We start from the raw sequence: 18,300 nt of genomic DNA on the forward strand, positions 1-18,300 counted from the left end.
AGCAGGGTGGGGCCACTGCCCACACCCTCGCGATACCATCCACCCTTTTTGGGGAGCAGGCTTCCGGCCCCCAAAGCCTCGGGATTCTTAAGGAGTCGCACCCCTTAAGTCGCCGAAGGCAACCTCTTGAATCCTAAGTTACGACCATGTTGTCTCGGCCGCACTTTTTATGCTCCGCAGGCTTAAGGATTTCATCCTTAAGAATCCTCTTTATACGCCACATTTGCCCCGACCGACGCGGCTGCAATCATGGCCTTACGCCAGCCACACCACCACGGGCCACTGCCGACACCCTCGCAATACCATCCACCCTTTTTTGGGGGCAGGCTTCCGGCCCCCAAAACCTCGGGATTCTTAAGGGGTCGCACCCCTTAAGTCGCCGAAGGCAACCTCTTGAATCCTGCGTTACGACCACGTCGTCTCGGCCGCACTTTTTATGCTCCGCAGGCTTAAGGATTTCATCCTTAAGAATCCTCTTTATACGCCACATCTTCCACGACCGACGCGGCGGCAATCATGGCCTTACGCCGGCCACACCACCACGGGCCACTGTCCACACCCTCGCGATACCATCCACCCTTTTTTGGGGGCAGGCTTCCGGCCCCCAAGGCCTCGGGATTCTTAAGGGGTCGCACCCCTTAAGTCGCCGAAGGCATCCTCTTGAACCCCGCGTTACGACCACGTCGTCTCGTGGGCGCAGTGGTGCGGGTTACGCGGCGTGTTTGCGGCGTTTCATCCTTTGGGACACATCATCCACCAGGGAGCAGAGCACCGGCACCACCACCAGGGTGAGCATGGTGGCAAACAGCAGCCCGAAGATAACGGCCACGGCCATTGGTCCCCACCACTGGGACGATTCGCTGCCGACTTCCCATGAGAAGTTGAGGAAGTCGAAGCTGACGCCTGTTGCCATGGGAATCAGGCCAAGGATGGTGGTGATGGCCGTGAGCAGCACGGGGCGGAAGCGCGTTTTGCCAGCTTCCAGCAGGGCCTCATGCGCGGAGCGGCCTTCGGCTTTGCATTGCAGGTAGTAGTCGATGAGCACGATGGCGTTGTTCACCACCACGCCCGCCAGCGAAATAACGCCAACGCCCGTCATGATGACGCTGAAGGGCATGCCTGTTACCAGCAGGCCCACAAACACGCCAATGAACGACAGCACCACCGACGTAAGGATGATAAGCGGCATGGCCAGCGAATCAAACTGCGTCACCAGCACAAGGAAGATGAGGAACAGCGCGGCGGTGAACGCCTTGCTGAGGAAGGCCGTCGCCTTGGCCTGTTCTTCCTGCTCGCCGGTAAAGGAGTAGGCGTAGCCGCGCGGCCATGGGAAGTCCGCAAGGCGGGCCTCGATGTCGCGGATGATTTCACCGGCCAACCGTCCGGCCACGTCGGCGGAGACGGTAACCACGCGCTGCTGGTCGATGTGCTGAATGCCGCCAAGGCCGCTGGTGAGCGACACGGTCGCCACGCTGGTCAGCGGGATGGGCGCGCCATCCTGGCCGGAGACGGTGAGACGGCGGATGCTTTCGATGCTGGTGCGGTCCTTGTCCGGCAGTTTGGCGACGATGTCGTATTCATCCTTGCCCTCGCGGTAGGTGCCGACCTTCATGCCGCCGATGGCGGCCTTGACCGTATTGGCGATGGTGGCGGTGGACAGTCCCATAACGGCGGCCTTTTCCTTGTCCACGTCCACGCGGATTTCCGGCTTGCCTTCCACAAAGTTGTCCTTGAGGTCCACAAGGCCGGGGATGTCCTCGATGCGGTCTTCAATGGCGGTGACAATGCGTCCAAGTTCGTGGATGTCGTCGCCGCGAATTTCCATGTTGATGGGCGATCCGGTGGGCGGGCCGCTTTCTTCCTTCTCTACGCGGACCTCCGCACCGGTGATGGCGCGTTGCAGGCGCTCGCGCAGGGTGTTCACGTCCGCGATGGACGAGCGGGAGCGCTCGTGGAAGTCTTTGAACTCCATGGTGACGGAGCTTACATGCGTGCCCGAACCGTCCGAGGACGACGGGTCCGCGCCCGAGGTGCCAACCTCCGTGATGGTATGCGTCACGTTGTCGCACGTGCCCACGATGGCTTCCACCTGCTTCACAATGATGTCCGAGGCGTCAAGGTTCGTCCCGACGGGCGCCTTTACTGTGACATAGGCGCGCTTCGGGTCGGAGTCCGGCATGAATTCAATGCCCTTGCCAAACATGCCAAAGGCAACGGCGGAGAAAACAAGCGCCGCAACGGCAACGCCCATAATCACCAGGCGGTGGCTTAGGCTCCACGTCAGCACGCGGGCATAGCGCGCCTGAGCGCGGCCCAGAAGGCGTTCCACGCGTGTGGGTGGGGCGGTGCTGGGGCGGATGGTCTGAAAGCGCGCAGAGAGCACGGGATTGACCACCAGCGCCACAAACAGCGACCCGGACAGCGCCATAATAACCGTGATGGGCAAAAAGCTCATGAACTCGCCCATCACGCCGGGCCAGAAAATCATGGGCACAAACGCGCCCACCGTGGTCAGGGTGGAGGCGATAACCGGCCATGCCACCTCGTTGGTGGCCGAGAGCGCCGCCTGCTGGCGCGTTGAACCGTCCTGCATGTGGCGGTAGATGTTCTCCACAACCACGATGCCGTTATCCACCAGCATGCCCAGCGCCAGAATGAGCGAGAAGAGCACCACCATATTCAGCGTGATGCCCGCCGCCTGCAGCAAAATGAACGCGATGAGCATAGACAGCGGAATGGACAGCGCCACAAACAGCGCGGACCGCCCGCCGATGAAGATGAGCACCACAGCCAGCACTAGCACAAGGCCGGAGATGATGTTGTTTTCAAGGTCCGCCACCATCAGCCGGATGTCCTTGGACTGGTCCGAGGTAATATCAATGCGCAGGGACGGCGGCGCTTCGGCGCGCAGTTCGTCCACAATGCGCTTTACTCTGTCCGTGATGTCGATGACGTTTTCGCCGCTGCGTTTTTTGATGGCGATGGTGACGCTTGGCTCCTCATCAAAGCGGCTGCGGGATGTTTCGTCCTTGGCGGCGTCCTTGATGGCGGCCACGTCGCGCAGGTACACGGGCTTGCCGTTGCGAACAAAGGCGACGATGTTGTTGATTTCCGCCGGGTTGTCGAAGTCCTCGGGCACGCGCACCAGGTACTTGGACGAGCCAATGTCCATGGAGCCGCCGGGCATGTTGACGTTGGCGTTTTCGATGGACCCCACCAGTTCGGAGAAGGGCATGTTGTAGAACGCCACGCGGTCAAGGTCGAACAGCACGTGGATTTCGCGCTCCAGACCGCCGATGAGTTCTGCATCCAGCACGCCGGGGACGGCCTCAAACCGGTCCTCCATATCATCGGCAAAGCTCTTGAGGCGTTTGAGGGAGAAGGGACCGGACAGCACCACGTTCATGATGGGGCGGTCCGAGAAGTTCATCTCCATCAGCACCGGATCGTCCGGCAGGTCCGACGGCAGGTCGGGCTTGGCTTGGTCCACCTTGTCGCGGACCTTTTGCATGGCGTCGTCGATGTCCACTTCCGGTAGGAATTTGATGGAGATGACGGACTGCCCGTCGATGGATGTGGATTTGATTTCCTCCACGTCCTTGAGGCCCCGTAGCTTGCGTTCCAGCGGGATGGTGACCAACTCCTCCATATCCTCTGGTGCCACGCCCTCATAGGCGGTGGAGACGAAGATGTAGGGGATGGTGATGTCCGGGCTGGATTCCAACGGCAGGGACACATAGGCCGTGGCCCCCGCCGTAATGATGAACAGCAGCAGGACCAGCACTGCGGATTGGCGCTTGAGCGCCGCGGTATTGATGATCATTGCACGTTGACCCGTGTTCCTTCCTCAACCTGTGCGTGGCCGCTGACAATAAGGCGCTCGCCTTCGCTCAGGCCGTCCAGAATCTGGATGCTGGTTCCGTTGACGACGCCTGTCGTCACCGTGCGGGCGCGGGCCATACCGCCGTCCTCCACGAAGACGACGCGCTCGCCGTTTTTGTCCTGAATAACGGCAAGGGGCACCGTGATGGCGTTATCGATGATGCGGCGCGTCAACGTTACGCGGGCCATCATGCCCGGACGGATTGCGCCGTCGGCGTTATCCACCACCACGCGCACGCGGAAGGTGCGGGTTGCCTCGTCGGCCTTGGTCGCCACAAAGTCCACCGCGCCGTCCCATGTCCGGTCCGGCCATGCGTCAATGCGCACTGCGGCCTTGTCGCCGGGGCGCAGGTAGCGCACGTCCAGCTCCGGGGCGTTCACAATAATGCGGATGGTGGAGCTATCCACAAGGTCCGCCACCGGGTCACCCGCATTGATATATTCTCCGGGGTCCACGTACACCTCATCCACCACGCCTGACAGCGGCGCTTCCACCACGCCCTTGGCGTAGTCCGATTCAGCCTCGCGGACATTGGCGCGGGCCAGCGTCAGCTCCGTTGCCGCGCCGTCCAGTTCCTCGCGGGAAAGGACGTTTGCCTCAAACAGTTCGCGGCGGCGTGTTTCCTTGGCCTGGGCAAGGTGCAGGTTCGCCTTGGCGCGCTCCAGCGCGGCGCCGAGCGCCACAGCGTCAATGCGCGCGATGGGCTGGCCCGACTGTACCGACTCGCCCCTGCGGACGCCGCGCCACTCCACCATGCCCGCGCGCTCTGCGGCAACGCGGACATCAGCGATAGGCTCAGTTTGTCCCGGCAGGGTAATGGCGTCGCGCAGGGCCGTGGGGGCAACCGTATGGACCCGGACGTTTACGCCCACCTTTTCCGGCGGCGCGGTCTGGTCCTGCGCGGTGGATTCGGCGCTGCCGCACCCGCCAAGGGCAACAAGCCCAAGGCACAAGCACAAAAGGCCGAGTAGTCTCAGCGGCATTGGTTCAACTCCTTGATGGCCCGGATTCCTCCGAGCGAAAATGCAATAATGTGATCCGCCAATTGGGCGAGATTGTCTTCCTCTGCAAGGGCGACCACTTCCTCCGGGATGTGGGCGATGCCCAGAAAATATTGGATACACTGCCCGACAATGCTGTCCGCCGTAAAGTGGACAACACGCTCGGGCGCATCCCCCAGCAGCTCCGCGACAACGGCGCGGAAATAGCGCTCCTCCTCGCACCACTGTTCAACCCGGAGCGTTGCGCCGGAGCTTGGTTCCGCCAGCTCCATCAACACAATGCGCGTGCGGCGGATCCACATTTCGCGGTCCTCCAGCGCGCCGCAAAAGATGCGCCGCAGCATCGCGTTGATAAAAAAGCGGAGCCGCGCTTCGGCAGGCTGCAGCTCAACCTCCGGCGTGCGGTACGGGTGCGACCTGTTCAGGTTTTCAATCCACCCGCGGAGCACCTGCGTGTAGAGCGAGCGCTTGTCTCCAAAGTGGTAGTTCACCGCCGCAGGATTGGCACCCGCGCGCGAACAGATGTCCCGAATTGTCGCTTTGCGAAAACCCTTTTGCGTAAATACGTCCGATGCGGCGGCCAAGATTCTCGCCTTGGTCCCGCCGTCTGTCTCCAAAACCTGCCCCATGTCCCTCACCCTCTCTTCAACTCTTCGTCTCTCTTAAATGCTGTTTCAAACAGTGTTTGAAATTGGTGCTGGCGTCAAGTGAGAAGTGCGGGACAGGGTAAGTCGTTACGCAGGAGGCAAGAAGATGCCTCCGGCGGCTCAAGGGTATGATACCCTTGAGAATCCCCAGAATTTTTCGGACGGAAGCCGTCCAAAAAATGGGGGTGGGGTTATGGCGGAGTGTTGTGCTTGTGCCCCGCGTTGGTGGGGCGGCAATGCGGGGGCGTGCGAGAGGCCGCGTGGACAGTGAGGGACGTGGCGTATGAAGAGGATTCTTAAGGATGAAATCCTTAAGCCTGCGGAGCATAAAAAAGTAGGGCGCAATCTCCTCACTAACTGCGTTCCGGCAAGGCCTCCGGCGTACAGCAGGAGGCGCAGGCGAAGCAGTGGGTGCCGGTGACGATACGGCGGTGCTCCATAGCGTCTGGGTCAAAGAGCTTGATATGGGCGCCTTCGCCGTGGTTGCTGGGCAGGTTGAGGGCTTGGTTGTAGTCGCAGTCGTAGAGGGTGCCGTCCCAGCCGATGTTGATTTGGTGGCGGCACATGAGCGCGGGGATATTGGAGCCGTTGCACGAGGCCTCGCGTAGCTGCATGTATTCCTCTTCCATGTCATGCACGCGCAGAAGCTCCAAATACCGCGCGAGGGAGACGTTGGTGGAGGTGATAAGACGGTTGAAGGTGATGCCGTGGCGCTCGCTGAGTTCGTCGCGGTAGGCGTTTTCCATGCGCTGCTGGGCTTCGGTGACGAAGGGGCCGAGGGGCTGGTTGAAGATGAGGTCCAGCTGCAGGTGTTCGTCCGTGCCGTAGCCCAGTTGGTTGAGGCGGCGCAGCACGTCGAGGCTGCTTTTGAACATGCCGTTGCCGTTGGTCTGGCAGGCGTTTTCGTCGAGGTAGCAGGGCATGGACGCCACAAGGTGTACCCGGTGCAGCGCGAAGAAGTCCGGCAGTTCATCCAGCCCTTCCACAGTCATGGCCGTAAGGTTGGTGCGCACCTGCACGGTGTGCGACTGCCGCAAAAGGCGGATAAACCGCTTGAGGTGGGGGTTCAGCTCCGGCGCGCCGCCTGTAATGTCCACCAGCGCGGGATGCACCTTGTCCGCCGCGTCGAGGATTGCTTCCTGCACACTCCATCCCATGATTTCCCGCCGGTCGGGCGAGCAGTCCAACTCGCAGTGCCGACAGGCCAGATTACAGCGAAGGCCAACGTTCACCTGAAAGACGGAAATGTCCTCCGCCGTCATGGTCCGGTCCAGATGCCGGGTGAGGGTGTGCATGCGCTCCTCCTGCCTGATGGTTTGAGAAATTCCGCCGCGTTAGAGTTTTCGCGCCAGCTCGATGATGGCCCTCATGAATGCGGGAAGGTCGTCCGGCTTGCGGCTGGACACTTGGTTGCGGTCCACAACAACGTCCTTGTCGAACCACGAGGCCCCGGCGTTGACGAGGTCGTCCTTGATGCCCGGTGTCGACGTGCAGTCAAAGCCATTCATGATGCCCGCCGAGATGGGAATCCACCCGCCATGGCAGATGTGCGCCACCAGCTTGCCCGCTTCGTGGATGTCGCGGGTCAGGCGCTTCACGCTGTCCAGCCGCCGCAGTTTGTCCGGGGCAAAGCCGCCGGGGATGACCAGCATGTCAAAGTCTTCGGCCTTCAGGTCGTCCGCCGCAACATCCGATGTGCACGGATATCCATGCTTGGACGCGTACACCGTCTGCCCCTCTGGGCCAGCCAGCGTCACCACCGCCCCCTCTTCCTCAAGGCGGTACTTCGGGTACCACAGCTCCTGGTCCTCGTATGTGTCCGCAACAAACATCAAAACGCGTTTTCCTGCTAATCCGGGCATATGTGACTCCTGCTCCATTTTGTGGCGGTAGCCGCCATAGAGTGCTGTTGCAAGCGTACAGGATACGCCATGCAACACACTGGCGCAAGAGGGGGCCAGCGTTTTGGGCGGGAAGTTGCGCGTTGGGGTGGTGCGGGCGTGCGGCAGGGAGAGAGAAGAGGCCTCCGGCGGCTCAAGGGTATGATACCCTTGAGAATCCCCAGGATTTTTCGGGCGGAAGCCGCCCGAAAAATAGGGTGGGGTGGGTTTTAGCCGTACGCTTGGCCTGTGCCCCGCGTTGGTGGAGGTGCGTTGTGGGGGCCAGATAGAGGCCGCGTGTTCGGAGCGTAGTACTGGCGTATAAATGGGATCGTTAAGGGCCCGCGGCCCTTAACCAGCGCTGCTATCTTAATCTCTAAGGCCCTTCGTCCTTTCAGGCCGAACGGACTAAGAGCTTAAGTCGCCGGAGGCCCTTTAAGCTTAGGTCGCGGGAGGCATCACAAGCCCCGCGCAACCACCGCCATTCAGCCATGCTTGCCATAAATGTCACGTGATACGGGCTTTTCAGGGCGGGCGGGGCATGATACAAGGCCGCCGATACAGGAGAAAGTTCTTCCATGCGAATACTGTCTTTGCTCATGTTCCCTGTTTTGTTCTTGGCATCCGCTGGCGCGGTTGTTGCGCTGGATATTGGCTTGCCGCCGGAGGTCGCGTCCACGGCTCCGTATGTGATGGCGGTGCTTGGCGGCCTGCTGAGTTGGCGGTTTAAGCGCAGCCGCTGCGTGTTTGCCATGGCGCTTTTGGCCTTGGGCTTTTGGTTTGTGAATACGTTTATGCAGGCGGGCGTGGGCGCAGATGCGTTGGGGCAGGTGGCCTATGCGGCGTACGCGTGTGCGTTTCCGGTCTTTGGGCTGTTGCTGGCGATTATGGGCGACCGTGGCCTCGTGACGCCGTGGGGCATCCTGTACCTTTCGACGGCGGGACTACTGACGGCATGTGTTTTTGCCGTGACGGATGGCTTCTTTGGCCTGATGAGCTACGAGGGCGTGGCGGGCATTCAGGTGGCTGTCGCCAAAGTGCTGCACGCGCGCCTGCTGCCGCCGTGGGCGGATAGCTGGACGTGGCTGCCACAGCCTGCGCTGGTTGGGTTTTTCTTTGCAGGATGTATCTTTTTGATACTGACCATCGTGCGGGAGGAACCGCTGGATGGCGGCTTTTTGGGGCTGATTCTTGGCGTTGGCGCGGGGCTTCACTCTGCGGGCAGCGGGCAGGCTCCGGCGCTGTTCTTCTCGGCGGCCGGGGCGTCGCTTATTGCGCCGCTGTTTCAGGACTCGTACCGCATGGCGTTCTTGGATGAGCTGACGGGCTTGCCGTCGCGCCGGTCGCTGGTGGCGGACTTTAAGAAGCTGGGTGGCCGATACGCCGTCGCCATGGGCGACGTGGATCATTTTAAGAAATTTAATGATACGTACGGACATGACGTGGGCGACGAGGTCCTGCGCATGGTGGCGAGTAAGCTGGACCGTGTGACGGGCGGCGGCTGCTCGTATCGGTATGGCGGTGAGGAGTTTACGATTCTGTTCCCCCGCGCTGATGCGGCGGAGGCGTTGCCACACCTTGAGGCGGTGCGCGCGGCCATCGAGAACGCGCCGTTCACCCTACGCTCCAAGAACCGCCCGGAAACCAAGCCCAAGAAGCCGAACAGCAAGAATGCGGGGAATAAGACGGTCTCCGTGACGATTTCCATCGGCGTGGCCCAGCGTACGGACTCGCGCCAGTCGCCCGAGGACGTGCTGAAGGAAGCGGACAAGGCGCTGTACAAGGCCAAGCAGAAGGGCCGCAATCAGGTCTTTGCCGCGTCGTAGGCAAGAGAAGAAGAGGGGTAAAAAGCGGCCCTTGTGGGCTGAAAACGCCAGCGCCCCGGAAGCAGTGAGCTTCCGGGGCGCTGGCGTTTTGTGCGTTTGGCGGTGCGGACGGTGAGGTGCGCGTTAGCCGCCAAGACGCACGCGGATGCCGTGCTCGCAGGCGTGAACGTCATAATGGGCAAGTTGGTCGGGCGTGGTGTCGATGACGGTGCGCACAACGCTGCGGCCCGGATGCACGCCGGTGCGGATGCGCGTGGCGTGGGTGGAGGAGACGGGAAGCTCCTTCATGGCCGGGGGGAGTTCGCTTTGGGCAAACAGGTCCACAACGATGCGCGCGGGATTGTCGAGGGCGAAGGCGGAAAAACGCGGGGATGCGCCGCGCGAGGCGATGTGCACGTCAAGGCGCGAGCCGCTCTCGGTGAAGTTGATACCGGTGATGATGGACGCATCGGTGAAGGCGCCGCCGGGGATGGTTGAAGCCGTGGCGGCGTGCTCGGGGGCGGACGCGTCAGGCTGATGACGCGGGGTAAAGGTGGCGCCGTTTCGGGCAGGCTGCGCCGCGTCGTCCGGGGAGGGGATGGAAAACAGCGAGTCCGGATTGATGACGGTGTGCGAAACGCTTTGCCGCACGTACCAGCGCTGCTCAGGCGCGCTGGACGGGTGCAGATACATGTTCACCCCGGCGCAGGCAGCGCCAAGAACAAGAGCGGTGCAGAGGATGCGAGCGATTTTCCCCATAAGGTCCCGTTGAAAACTCCGGCCCGTCCGCAGTGGACGGGCCGGAGGTGATGGTGGTTGAAACGTGCTTGCCTCGCGGCGTCAGCCCGGTGTGAGGGGCGGTGGCCGCGTGCGGCGCTAGCCCTTGGTGGCGGACTGGTCCGGAGTCGGCTGGGCCTGAGGCGCGGCGGCTTCGGATGCCTTGTTGATGCTGGCCTGTGCGGCCTCGTCCACGACGGGGGCCTTCGGTGCGGCCGGGGTCTCTCGCAGGGCGCTGTGGTCGCCCGGTGCGGGCGTGGCCTTTTGGGCGGGCGTTGCAGTGGACTGTTCGTCCTGCGCCGCGTCTTCAGCGGCGGAACCGGGGGCCTGCGCCGGAGCGGTGTCCTCATGAGTTTCACCGGCTGGAGTGGACTCCGGAGTCATGGTCGCGGGAAGCGTCACGGGGCGGGCTGTGTCACCTTCGGGCGCGACCTCGTCTGCGGCAGGAGCCGGAGCGATGGTCCCATTCGCCTCATCAGCCGGAGCTATGCCGGGCGCGAGGTGAGAGTCCGTGGCGTCGGGAGTTGTGGCGTTCGGTGCCGCGCCGGGCAAGGGTGAGGCGGGAAGGATGTCTTCCTCGGCCGCGCCGCCCTTGGTGACGTCGGAGAGCCACTTCATGGCGCTCTTGAACATGCCGGTGCCTTCGTTGTCCTTTTTCACTTCGCCTTCGGGTGTGTTCCAGGTCTCCCAGAACTCGGAGAAGGTGTCTGTGATAGCGGCCCACGTTTTGGCCAGCGCGCCGGGCGTGGCGTTTACTTCCGCCGGTGCGGTGGTCAGGCCCGGACCTGTGGTTGCGGGCATGTCCATGGCGCCATCGTTGCCGCCCACGGTCACCGTGGCGCCGGGCGCATTGGTTGCGGGGGCGCTGGTGGTATTGCCTGCCGGGGCCGTCTGCTGCGGGGCTGGTGCGGCCTCGGGCGCGGGAGCCGGTTGGATTGGCTGGACAGGTGCAGGCTCTGCCGCAGGCGCGCTGGGCGCGGGCGCGGCCTTGGGCTGCGGCGTGGGAGCGGGCTGGGTGGCGTTCTGCTCCAGCGCCGGAGTGGTTTCCGGAGCCGGGGCTTCGGCGGGCGCGCCGCCCTCGGGGGTGTTCACCAGCAGCACGTAGGGGCGGTCCACCACCCACTGCTCATGCACCACGCGCAGGTTGGCGGGGCGGTTGTCCCACGACTCCCAGTAGCGCCGCTGCATGCCAAGAACGAATTTGTCCTCGGTGCGGGCCATTTCGGCAAGGCGCGGCAGGTCCTGCGTTTCAAGGATGTTGGAGCCACAGTAGTAGGTGTAGACACCGGAGTAGATTTTGTAGGCCGCGGGGGTGTAGCCCTCGGCGATGTACTCGCCCATCAGCTCACCCTGTTCCTTGGGGCTCATCACGGCGTCCAGTTCTGGCACGGCAATGAAGGCCAGCGGCTGCACCCAGATGGTCATCAGGATGCCAAGGGTCAGCAGGGCGGGGCGGATATCCCAGCGGGAGACAAAGCGCCACAGCAGGGCCGCGATGATGATGTTGACCACCGCCAGCACGTAGATGCCCTTGAGCACGATGGGCCACTGGGTGAACAGGTTCGCCAGCGCAACGCCAACGCCCAGCACAGCGAACAGCCCGGCCACAAAGAGCACCAGCTTGCGCGTGCGCGCCGCGTCAAAGCCGAGAACGGTGCGCGCGGTGAGCAGGGCAAGGATGGGGAAGAGCGGCATCAGGTAGACGACAATCTTCGTGCTGAGGCAGGTGAGCAGAACAAAGCCGGAAATCAGTGCGCACCACAGGTAGCTGAGGCCGGAGCCTGTGGTGCAGACATCGGCCTTGCGGGCGTACCACAGCTCCTTCCAGAAGGAGCGGGTCAACAGCCGCTTGAAGGGCAGCAGCACCACAACGAAGGTCCACGGCAAAAATGCGGCCGGGAACGTGGCAAAGTAGTGCCAGAAGGGCTGCTCGTGGTGCGAGGCGTCTACCGCGCGGCGGTAAATCTGCTTGTAGAAGATGTTTTCCACAAGGGCGTGCTCGCCGGAGAACCACGCGGCGGCAATCCAGCCAACCAGGATGGCCACAGCCGCGCCAAAGCCCACCAGCACGTCGCGGCGGACAAGGCGGCTCAGGCGGCCACTCCATGCCAGATACACCACGGAGGCCAGCACCGGGAACACAAGCCCCAGCGGGCCTTTGGTCAGGGTCGCCAAGGCGGCGAGCACAAAGCCCGCCACGGTCCAGCCCATGGCGCGCTCACGCTGCCACGCGCGGAAGAGACAGATGTGCGAAAAGGTTATAAGTCCTGTAAACAAGAGGTCCATGCGCGAGTAATGCGTCAGGGCCACGAAGTAGAAGCAGGTGAGCAGGATAAGGCCTGCGGCCAGTCCATTTTCCCTGCCGCCTTTCAGGACGAGATGGTTCATGCACAGCATGCCCACCAGCACCACCAGCGCGCTGGCGGCGGCTCCGGCAAAGAACAGCGCGGGCTTCGCCCCGCCGAAGATGGGCAAAAACGCCGTGAGGAACCAGAAGTAGACGGGAGGCTTATCCGGGTAGGGCACGCCGTTCAGGTACATGACAAGCCACTTGTGGGCGTCAATAACATGCTCAAAAACGTTGGCGTAGCGGATTTCATCCGAGAACCACAGGGCGCGGGTGTCCAAAGAGGGCAGGGTCTGCGCCGCGAGGATCAGGCCGAGTATCGCCAGTGGGAGCAGTGCGGACACGCTCCACAGTCGCGAGAGGAACTTATTCATGGGCTGTGGTTTCCTTTTTGAGTCCGAAAGCATAGATGGCCCAGGCCGTAAAGGCGCCGTACATCCAGCCGAAGAAGACATCGGACGGGTAGTGCTGCATCAAATAGATGCGTGTCAGGGCCATAAGCGCCAGAGCCATTCCGAGGGCCAGCGTCAGCCACGCCTTGCGCCGCCAAAAGGCCAGCGCCAGCGCCGATGTGGTAAAGTCGGCAGTGTGGCCGGAGGGCAGGGAGTGGTAATGCGGATTCAGCGTCAGCATGTGGAAGACGCTCTCGCCCGTCATGGGGCGCGGACGGCCCAGCACCATTTTGGTGATGTTGAGCAGAGCGAGGTTGATGAGCAGCTGAAAGGCCACATAGGTCAGGGCGAAGCGGGTGAGGTCGGTATTCTTGGTGCGCACCCCGTGAACGAGGATGCCAAGAAATGTGACGTAACACGCGGGGTTGCCCCAGTCGGTAATGACGTTTGCGGTGAGGCGCAGGGCCTCGTGTGTATTTTTGTGTATCCGTACGCTTTGCATCAGGGCATCTTCCCCGCCGAAGGCGTAGGGAAGCGCCGCCGCCAAAGCGAGTACCGGCAGTGAGCCGAGCACAAAATGCCAAAATGGGGTGTGTGTTCGCATGTGGCGCTTATAGGGCATGGAGATAGCCGTGGCAAGCGCGGCGAGGCGCGGGCGCGATGTGCCCGCAGGAGGAGACGCCGCCGCCATGGCAGATTCTTGATGCAATGCCTTGAACGTTTTCCTATAGTGTGAACAGCACAGAACCCGGCGTGGTCTTATGGACGGCAACGCTGCGGAATGCTGAAGAGTATTTTGCGTTTGGAGATGAAGATGTACAGGTTTTTTACGACTCTCGCAATCGTCCTGCTGGCTGTAGGTCTGGTCTGGCAGCACCGTAGTGTGACCCGCCTTGCGGCGGAGCTTGCTGACTCGCAGTACAGAATGGAATCCCTGGAGCTTGAAGTCGCCAAGAAGCACGACATGGCCGACCTCTTTTATCGCTTCATTGTGAATAACCACAAGAGCATTCAGGAGCTTCGGCGTTCACGGCTCTTGACGGTGACGGCCTACAGCCCGCGCATCGGCGAAACTGACGACAGCCCCAATTACACCGCCACCAACCGCCGGGTGCGGCACGGCATCGTTGCGGTCTCGCGCGATTTGTTCAAGGCGGGGTGGGTGTTTGGCAAGAAGGTCTACATCAAGAACTATGGCGTATTCACCATTGATGACCTGATGGCCAAGCACAAGCGGAACCAGATTGATATCTTTATGTTCGACACCGACGCCGCCCTGCAGTTTGGCAAGAAGCGGCTGGAGGTGCACCTTATTGATCTTTAACGCCCAGCGCGCGCTTAAGCCCGTCGAAATACTCGTACTGCTTGATGCGCTCGCCAATCCAGATGCCGATGACGACGCCTGCGGTGTTGGCCAGCATATCGGACCATGAGGTGTAGCGCCCCGGCACAAAGTGTTGGCCTACCTCAAGGGCCGCGCCCAGCAGCACCATGCTCCACGCGGCGGTAATGGCAGGCCCACGCGTTTTGAATGCGCGCAGGGCCAAAAGCGCCAGCCAGCCGTAGGCAAGGGCGTGCTCTACAAGGTCGATGTGGTCAAGGTCGATGGGGCGCGGGGGTGTGGGCATAAGGGAGAGCCAGCACACGCCGACGACGGATGCGGCCCACAAACAGAGCATCGGTACCGAATACTTTTGGGACATTGGCTTTTGTGGGGTTGAAGGTGAAGGATGTCGCTTGGGTATACATTGTGCCCCTGTCCCTTGCAAGGGGTGACCAAAAAAACGCCCGGCACCAGTGGTGCCGGGCGTTTTGTCGTGCCTGAGGAGCGGGGCGGCGCGCCTTGGGGCGCGCTGTGGCCGCGCGGGGCGGGTCAGGCCGCGCTAGTGCTGGCCTGCGCGCCAAGGATGGAATCCATCAGCGCTACCTTGTCCAGCACGCGGCCGGTGATGTCCTTAAACCGCCGCATGTCCGCCGGAACGGGATGCTGGGTAAACCGCGCCATGCCCGCCATGTCCATGACCTCGTTGTAGAGGTAGGGCAGATAGAGCGGGTCTTGGCGCAGGAAGTAGACGAGGCTTTGCAGCTGTTCCAAAATAGCGCTCTTGTTGCGTGTTGGCTTTTTGTAGAGTTTTTCGAGGCGTTTTGTTGCGGCTTTGAGGGAGGTCCGCCACGTTTCGAACCGACGCTCAAAGACCGGACGCGGCAGGCTTCCGCGCGCCGCCGCAATGCAGGCGCTGATGCGGCCGTGGGTGGTTGGCAGGTCCGTCAGCAGGGTGGCGGCTTCGTCAACGGTGACGCGGCGTGTTCCGGCGATGGGCAGGCCGCCGCCGTAGATGTTGGCGACATTCAGCCCTAGGCGGGCGATGTCGCGCTCCATGTCGCGCTTGGACGTCAGGTAGGACATGGTGGAGTAGATGGTGTTGCCGTCCGCGTCCTTTTCCTTGATGTGCCGCTTGGGGTCAAAGACGCGCGTCGGGCGCGCGGCGTGGTGCCCTGCGGCGTGGCTGCGCTCGGCGCTCCACGCGTAGTCCTGCCCGGCCAGCACAAAGTCCTTCACGCCGCACCACGACAAAAAGCGCAGCAACGCGACGTTGACGTTGCCGCCCGCGTCAAAGACGGGTTCGGTCTTGTTGAGCACAAATGTCGCCAGCCCGCCCACGGTCCACAGGGGAAGTGTGGGGCCGGGGTAGCGCTCCACCACGTCCGGGCGAACCTTGGTGGAGTAGATGAGCGGAATGTCCGCCGCCCAGTTCATATCCAGCTTGTTGAAGACCTTGAGCATGCCGCCGCTGTAGTCGAGGGCCATGCACAGGTGCGGCGTGATGCCCGCGGCCTGCAGGGCGGGCAGGGTCTGCATGGAGGTGACGATGAGCGCGTCCGTCTCCATGGCCGCAAGGCGCGGCCCAACGTCATTGAGCGACGGTCCCGCGCCGACCATCAGCGCGGTTACGCCGTTCCCTTTGCCCTCAAGGGAGCGCAGGGTGCCGTCGTGGAACGAGCGCGCAAAGTTGTGCAGTTCGTTGCCGACCATGTCCTCCTGCCGCCGCCGCAGGGTGTTCAGCTCCACGGTGATGCCTTCCAGCATGCGTTTGATGATGCCGGTCCAGCGGGCGTATTCCGGCCCAATCTGTCTGCTTGGGAAGTCGGAGTGCATTTTCACCGCGCCATGGGTGAATTGCAGGCTGAGCTGTCCAAGATGATGGGAGATAAGCTTTTCGTCCGGCGGCAGGAAGGTCACTTGTCCGGAGGCAATCACCTGCGAGTAGTCCGTCAGCGCAAGACAAGCGCCCAGCACCTCGCGCCGTGGTTCCACCACCAGCACGGGATGCGTTGTGGGGGCGGACTGCAGAATTGTGAGCAGGCCGTAGCCGATATTGGTGCCGACGAGGATGGAGGCGTTTTTGTGCGGCGTGTCGCCAAGGTCCAAAGCCCCGTAACAGGCGGTGGGCGACAGGGCGTCGAACAGCGAGCCCCCGGCGCCGTTTGGCAGGTCCACAACGCCATGGCGGTTCGGCCCCACCTCGCCCTTAAGGGCGAGGTGGGCGTCGCCTTCCTCCAAGAGCCACGGCAATACAGGCGAATTCGCCTGCTTCAGCGCGGCGATATTGGTGTCGAGATACCGGTAGAGTTCCATGCACCCTCCTCGTCCGGTGTGGTTTGTATGTTTGGTGGCGCAATATACCGGCAGAACCGTTGCAAGGACTCTGCCACCACCAGAAGGCGCGTGACGGCGGCAAAGGGAGGGATTGGGGCGAGAGGAGAAAAGCCCCGGATGGTGCGGACTTTGGTCAAGACGAGAAAAGCGTAGAGCGCCGAGGCAGTGGGCGCGGAGAAGGGCGGCGGTGCGGGCGCGTCAAACTCTTGGCGTACGCCTTGCGTCAAAAAAGCCCCTGCCCGCAGAGTGCGGGCAGGGGCGTGGAGCCGAAAGTGTGGGAAGGGGCTAGCGTTTGCGCGATTTGCCCACGGCGAACTTTTTGGGGTCCAGCCGGTATTTCTTCACCTTGTAGTTGATGATGCGGTAGCTGGCCTTCAGGTCGCGGGCGGCCTGAAGCATGTTGCCGCGCGCCTTTTTGAGGGCGTCCACCAAGAGTTCCTGCTCGAAGCGCGAGACCGCTTCGCCAAACGACAGGCTGGTGTCCGTGGCCGAGGATTCGGCCGTCTGCAGGCTGGGCGGCAGGTGGTAGGTGCGGATGACCTCTTCATCGCAGATGAGCACCGCACGCTCCATGCAGTTGGCCAGTTCGCGCACGTTTCCGGGCCAGTGGTACTGCTGCAGCAGGTCGATGGCCGGGGTGGAGATGCGTTTGACGTCCTTGCTGTACTCCTCGGAGTAGTGCTGCATGAAGTGCTCGGACAGGGGCAGAATATCCATGCGGCGCTCGCGCAGGGGCGGGATGAAGATGGGGAAGACGTTGATGCGGTAGAACAGGTCTTCGCGCAGGGTGCCTTCCTCCAGCATCTTTTCCAGCGGACGGTTGGTGGCGGTAATCAGCCGCGCATCCACGCGGATGGTCTGCTCACTGCCAATGCGCTGGATTTCGCGTTCCTGAATGGCGCGCAGCACCTTGGCCTGCGCCTCCAGCGACAGTTCGCCAATCTCGTCAAGGAACAGGGTGCCGCCGTCGGCAAGCTCAAACAGCCCTTTCTTATTGCTCACCGCGCCGGTGAACGCGCCCTTCATGTGGCCGAAGAGTTCGGACTCCACAAGTTCGGCGGGCAGTGCCGCGCAGTTGAGCTTGATGAGGGGCTTGGTCTTGCGCGGGCTGACGCCGTGGATGGCCTCGGCCAGCAGTTCCTTGCCGGTACCGGATTCGCCGCGCAGGAGCACTGTGGCGCGGCTGGGGCCAACCTGCGAAACCTGCTGGAGCACCATGCGCATGGGCTTGGATGCCGCCACGATGTTGGGATGGCCGATGGCATCGTCGCCGCCCTGCTGCGCCGGGGGCATGCCCTGCGACATCAGGTGGCGCTGCATGGCCATTTCTTCCTGAATGTTGGCGACTTCCTTGGCAACAAGGGAGGCGACCACCTGCAGGAATTTGGTGTCGGTTTGCAGGTCTTCGGGGTCCCCGGCGGGGACGTCCACGGACAGGGTGCCCAGAATCTCGGTGTGCTCGTCCGCGTCCAGATGCCGCACGGGAACGCTGATGAAGCCGAGGTGCTCCATCTCTTCCTTGGTGCGGCCAAAGGCGAGGTTCAGAAAGGACGGATGGTCCTTCTGAATGGGAACGATGACCGGCTCGCCGGTGTTCATGACCTGTCCCGTCACGCCCTGTCCGGGCTGGTAGGATACCTCGGAATACCTCTGGGAACCGACGGTGATGCTCAGCTTAAGAGAGTTCGTCTCCGGGTCGAAGATGGTAAGAAGGGCGCGCTTGTAGCCGTGGTTCTCGCACAGGGTGCGCAACAGCGCCTTGAGTCCGGACTGGACTACACCCTGTGGACCAAGACCCTCCACGATATTGATCAGCGTGTCGAAATACGCGGCCTGCCGCTCCGGCGTGATAGCTTGACGTGTCATCGTTTCGTTGTGTTGTGCGGGGAGCTAGTGCGGCTCCCCGCATT

The 18,300-nt window shown here is 62.3% G+C and carries 13 protein-coding genes; 2 read left to right on the forward strand and 11 right to left on the reverse strand.

Annotated elements, in window-relative coordinates; translation table 11 throughout:
• Nucleotides 1–709: 709 nt before the first annotated feature.
• The 5 genes from ACI3L3_RS06475 to ACI3L3_RS06495 all read right to left on the reverse strand — a co-directional run bounded on the left by ACI3L3_RS06475 (nucleotide 710) and on the right by ACI3L3_RS06495 (nucleotide 7,393).
• Nucleotides 710–3,823, reverse strand: a complete 3,114-nt coding sequence (locus ACI3L3_RS06475; protein WP_404844295.1) for an efflux RND transporter permease subunit — start codon at nucleotides 3,821–3,823, stop codon at nucleotides 710–712.
• Nucleotides 3,820–4,866: an efflux RND transporter periplasmic adaptor subunit gene (locus tag ACI3L3_RS06480; RefSeq protein WP_404844296.1), complete on the reverse strand. Its 1,047-nt coding sequence runs from the start codon at nucleotides 4,864–4,866 to the stop codon at nucleotides 3,820–3,822. The genes ACI3L3_RS06475 and ACI3L3_RS06480 overlap by 4 nt, the downstream gene beginning before the upstream one ends.
• On the reverse strand, nucleotides 4,857–5,513 hold the full coding sequence (locus ACI3L3_RS06485; protein ID WP_404844297.1) for a TetR/AcrR family transcriptional regulator: 657 nt from the start codon (nucleotides 5,511–5,513) through the stop codon (nucleotides 4,857–4,859). Before ACI3L3_RS06485 ends, ACI3L3_RS06480 begins: the two co-directional genes overlap by 10 nt.
• A gap of 371 nt (nucleotides 5,514–5,884) precedes the next feature.
• Nucleotides 5,885–6,826: an arsenosugar biosynthesis radical SAM (seleno)protein ArsS gene (gene arsS, locus ACI3L3_RS06490; RefSeq protein WP_404844298.1), complete on the reverse strand. Its 942-nt coding sequence runs from the start codon at nucleotides 6,824–6,826 to the stop codon at nucleotides 5,885–5,887.
• A gap of 39 nt (nucleotides 6,827–6,865) precedes the next feature.
• Nucleotides 6,866–7,393, reverse strand: coding sequence for a type 1 glutamine amidotransferase domain-containing protein (locus tag ACI3L3_RS06495; RefSeq protein ID WP_404844299.1), 528 nt, complete (start codon nucleotides 7,391–7,393; stop codon nucleotides 6,866–6,868).
• 596 nt (nucleotides 7,394–7,989) lie between these two features.
• Between ACI3L3_RS06495 and ACI3L3_RS06500 the strand changes: the two genes are divergently transcribed.
• A complete protein-coding gene (locus ACI3L3_RS06500) occupies nucleotides 7,990–9,237 on the forward strand; it encodes a GGDEF domain-containing protein (RefSeq protein ID WP_404844300.1) in 1,248 nt (415 codons plus the stop codon).
• Nucleotides 9,238–9,360: 123 nt separating this feature from the next.
• On the opposite strand, the gene ACI3L3_RS06505 is transcribed toward ACI3L3_RS06500, so the two are convergent.
• The 3 genes from ACI3L3_RS06505 to ACI3L3_RS06515 form a co-directional block, all read right to left on the reverse strand.
• Nucleotides 9,361–9,975 (reverse strand): AMIN domain-containing protein, encoded by a 615-nt coding sequence (locus ACI3L3_RS06505; RefSeq protein WP_404844301.1) that lies wholly within the window; start codon nucleotides 9,973–9,975, stop codon nucleotides 9,361–9,363.
• A 117-nt stretch (nucleotides 9,976–10,092) separates the two neighbouring features.
• A complete protein-coding gene (locus tag ACI3L3_RS06510) occupies nucleotides 10,093–12,714 on the reverse strand; it encodes a glycosyltransferase family 39 protein (RefSeq protein WP_404844302.1) in 2,622 nt (873 codons plus the stop codon).
• Nucleotides 12,707–13,336 (reverse strand): phosphatase PAP2 family protein, encoded by a 630-nt coding sequence (locus ACI3L3_RS06515; protein WP_404844303.1) that lies wholly within the window; start codon nucleotides 13,334–13,336, stop codon nucleotides 12,707–12,709. Before ACI3L3_RS06515 ends, ACI3L3_RS06510 begins: the two co-directional genes overlap by 8 nt.
• A gap of 210 nt (nucleotides 13,337–13,546) precedes the next feature.
• Here ACI3L3_RS06515 and ACI3L3_RS06520 point away from each other — a divergent pair, with 210 nt between their 5' ends.
• Nucleotides 13,547–14,056 carry a 3D domain-containing protein gene (locus ACI3L3_RS06520; RefSeq protein ID WP_404844304.1) on the forward strand — a complete coding sequence of 170 codons (510 nt, stop codon included), beginning with the start codon at nucleotides 13,547–13,549 and terminating at the stop codon, nucleotides 14,054–14,056.
• Here the strand turns inward: ACI3L3_RS06520 and ACI3L3_RS06525 are convergent.
• The 3 genes from ACI3L3_RS06525 to ACI3L3_RS06535 form a co-directional block, all read right to left on the reverse strand.
• On the reverse strand, nucleotides 14,043–14,411 hold the full coding sequence (locus tag ACI3L3_RS06525; protein ID WP_404844305.1) for a VanZ family protein: 369 nt from the start codon (nucleotides 14,409–14,411) through the stop codon (nucleotides 14,043–14,045). The genes ACI3L3_RS06520 and ACI3L3_RS06525 overlap by 14 nt on opposite strands.
• A gap of 194 nt (nucleotides 14,412–14,605) precedes the next feature.
• Nucleotides 14,606–16,369 (reverse strand): motility associated factor glycosyltransferase family protein, encoded by a 1,764-nt coding sequence (locus ACI3L3_RS06530; protein ID WP_404844306.1) that lies wholly within the window; start codon nucleotides 16,367–16,369, stop codon nucleotides 14,606–14,608.
• Nucleotides 16,370–16,675: 306 nt separating this feature from the next.
• The gene (locus tag ACI3L3_RS06535; protein WP_404844307.1) at nucleotides 16,676–18,256 is read right to left on the reverse strand and encodes a sigma 54-interacting transcriptional regulator; all 1,581 of its coding nucleotides are present in this window, start codon (nucleotides 18,254–18,256) and stop codon (nucleotides 16,676–16,678) included.
• Nucleotides 18,257–18,300 lie beyond the last annotated feature (44 nt).

It is taken from the genome of Desulfobaculum sp. SPO524 (assembly GCF_044987625.1).
In the GTDB taxonomy this organism is placed as follows: domain Bacteria; phylum Desulfobacterota; class Desulfovibrionia; order Desulfovibrionales; family Desulfovibrionaceae; genus Desulfobaculum.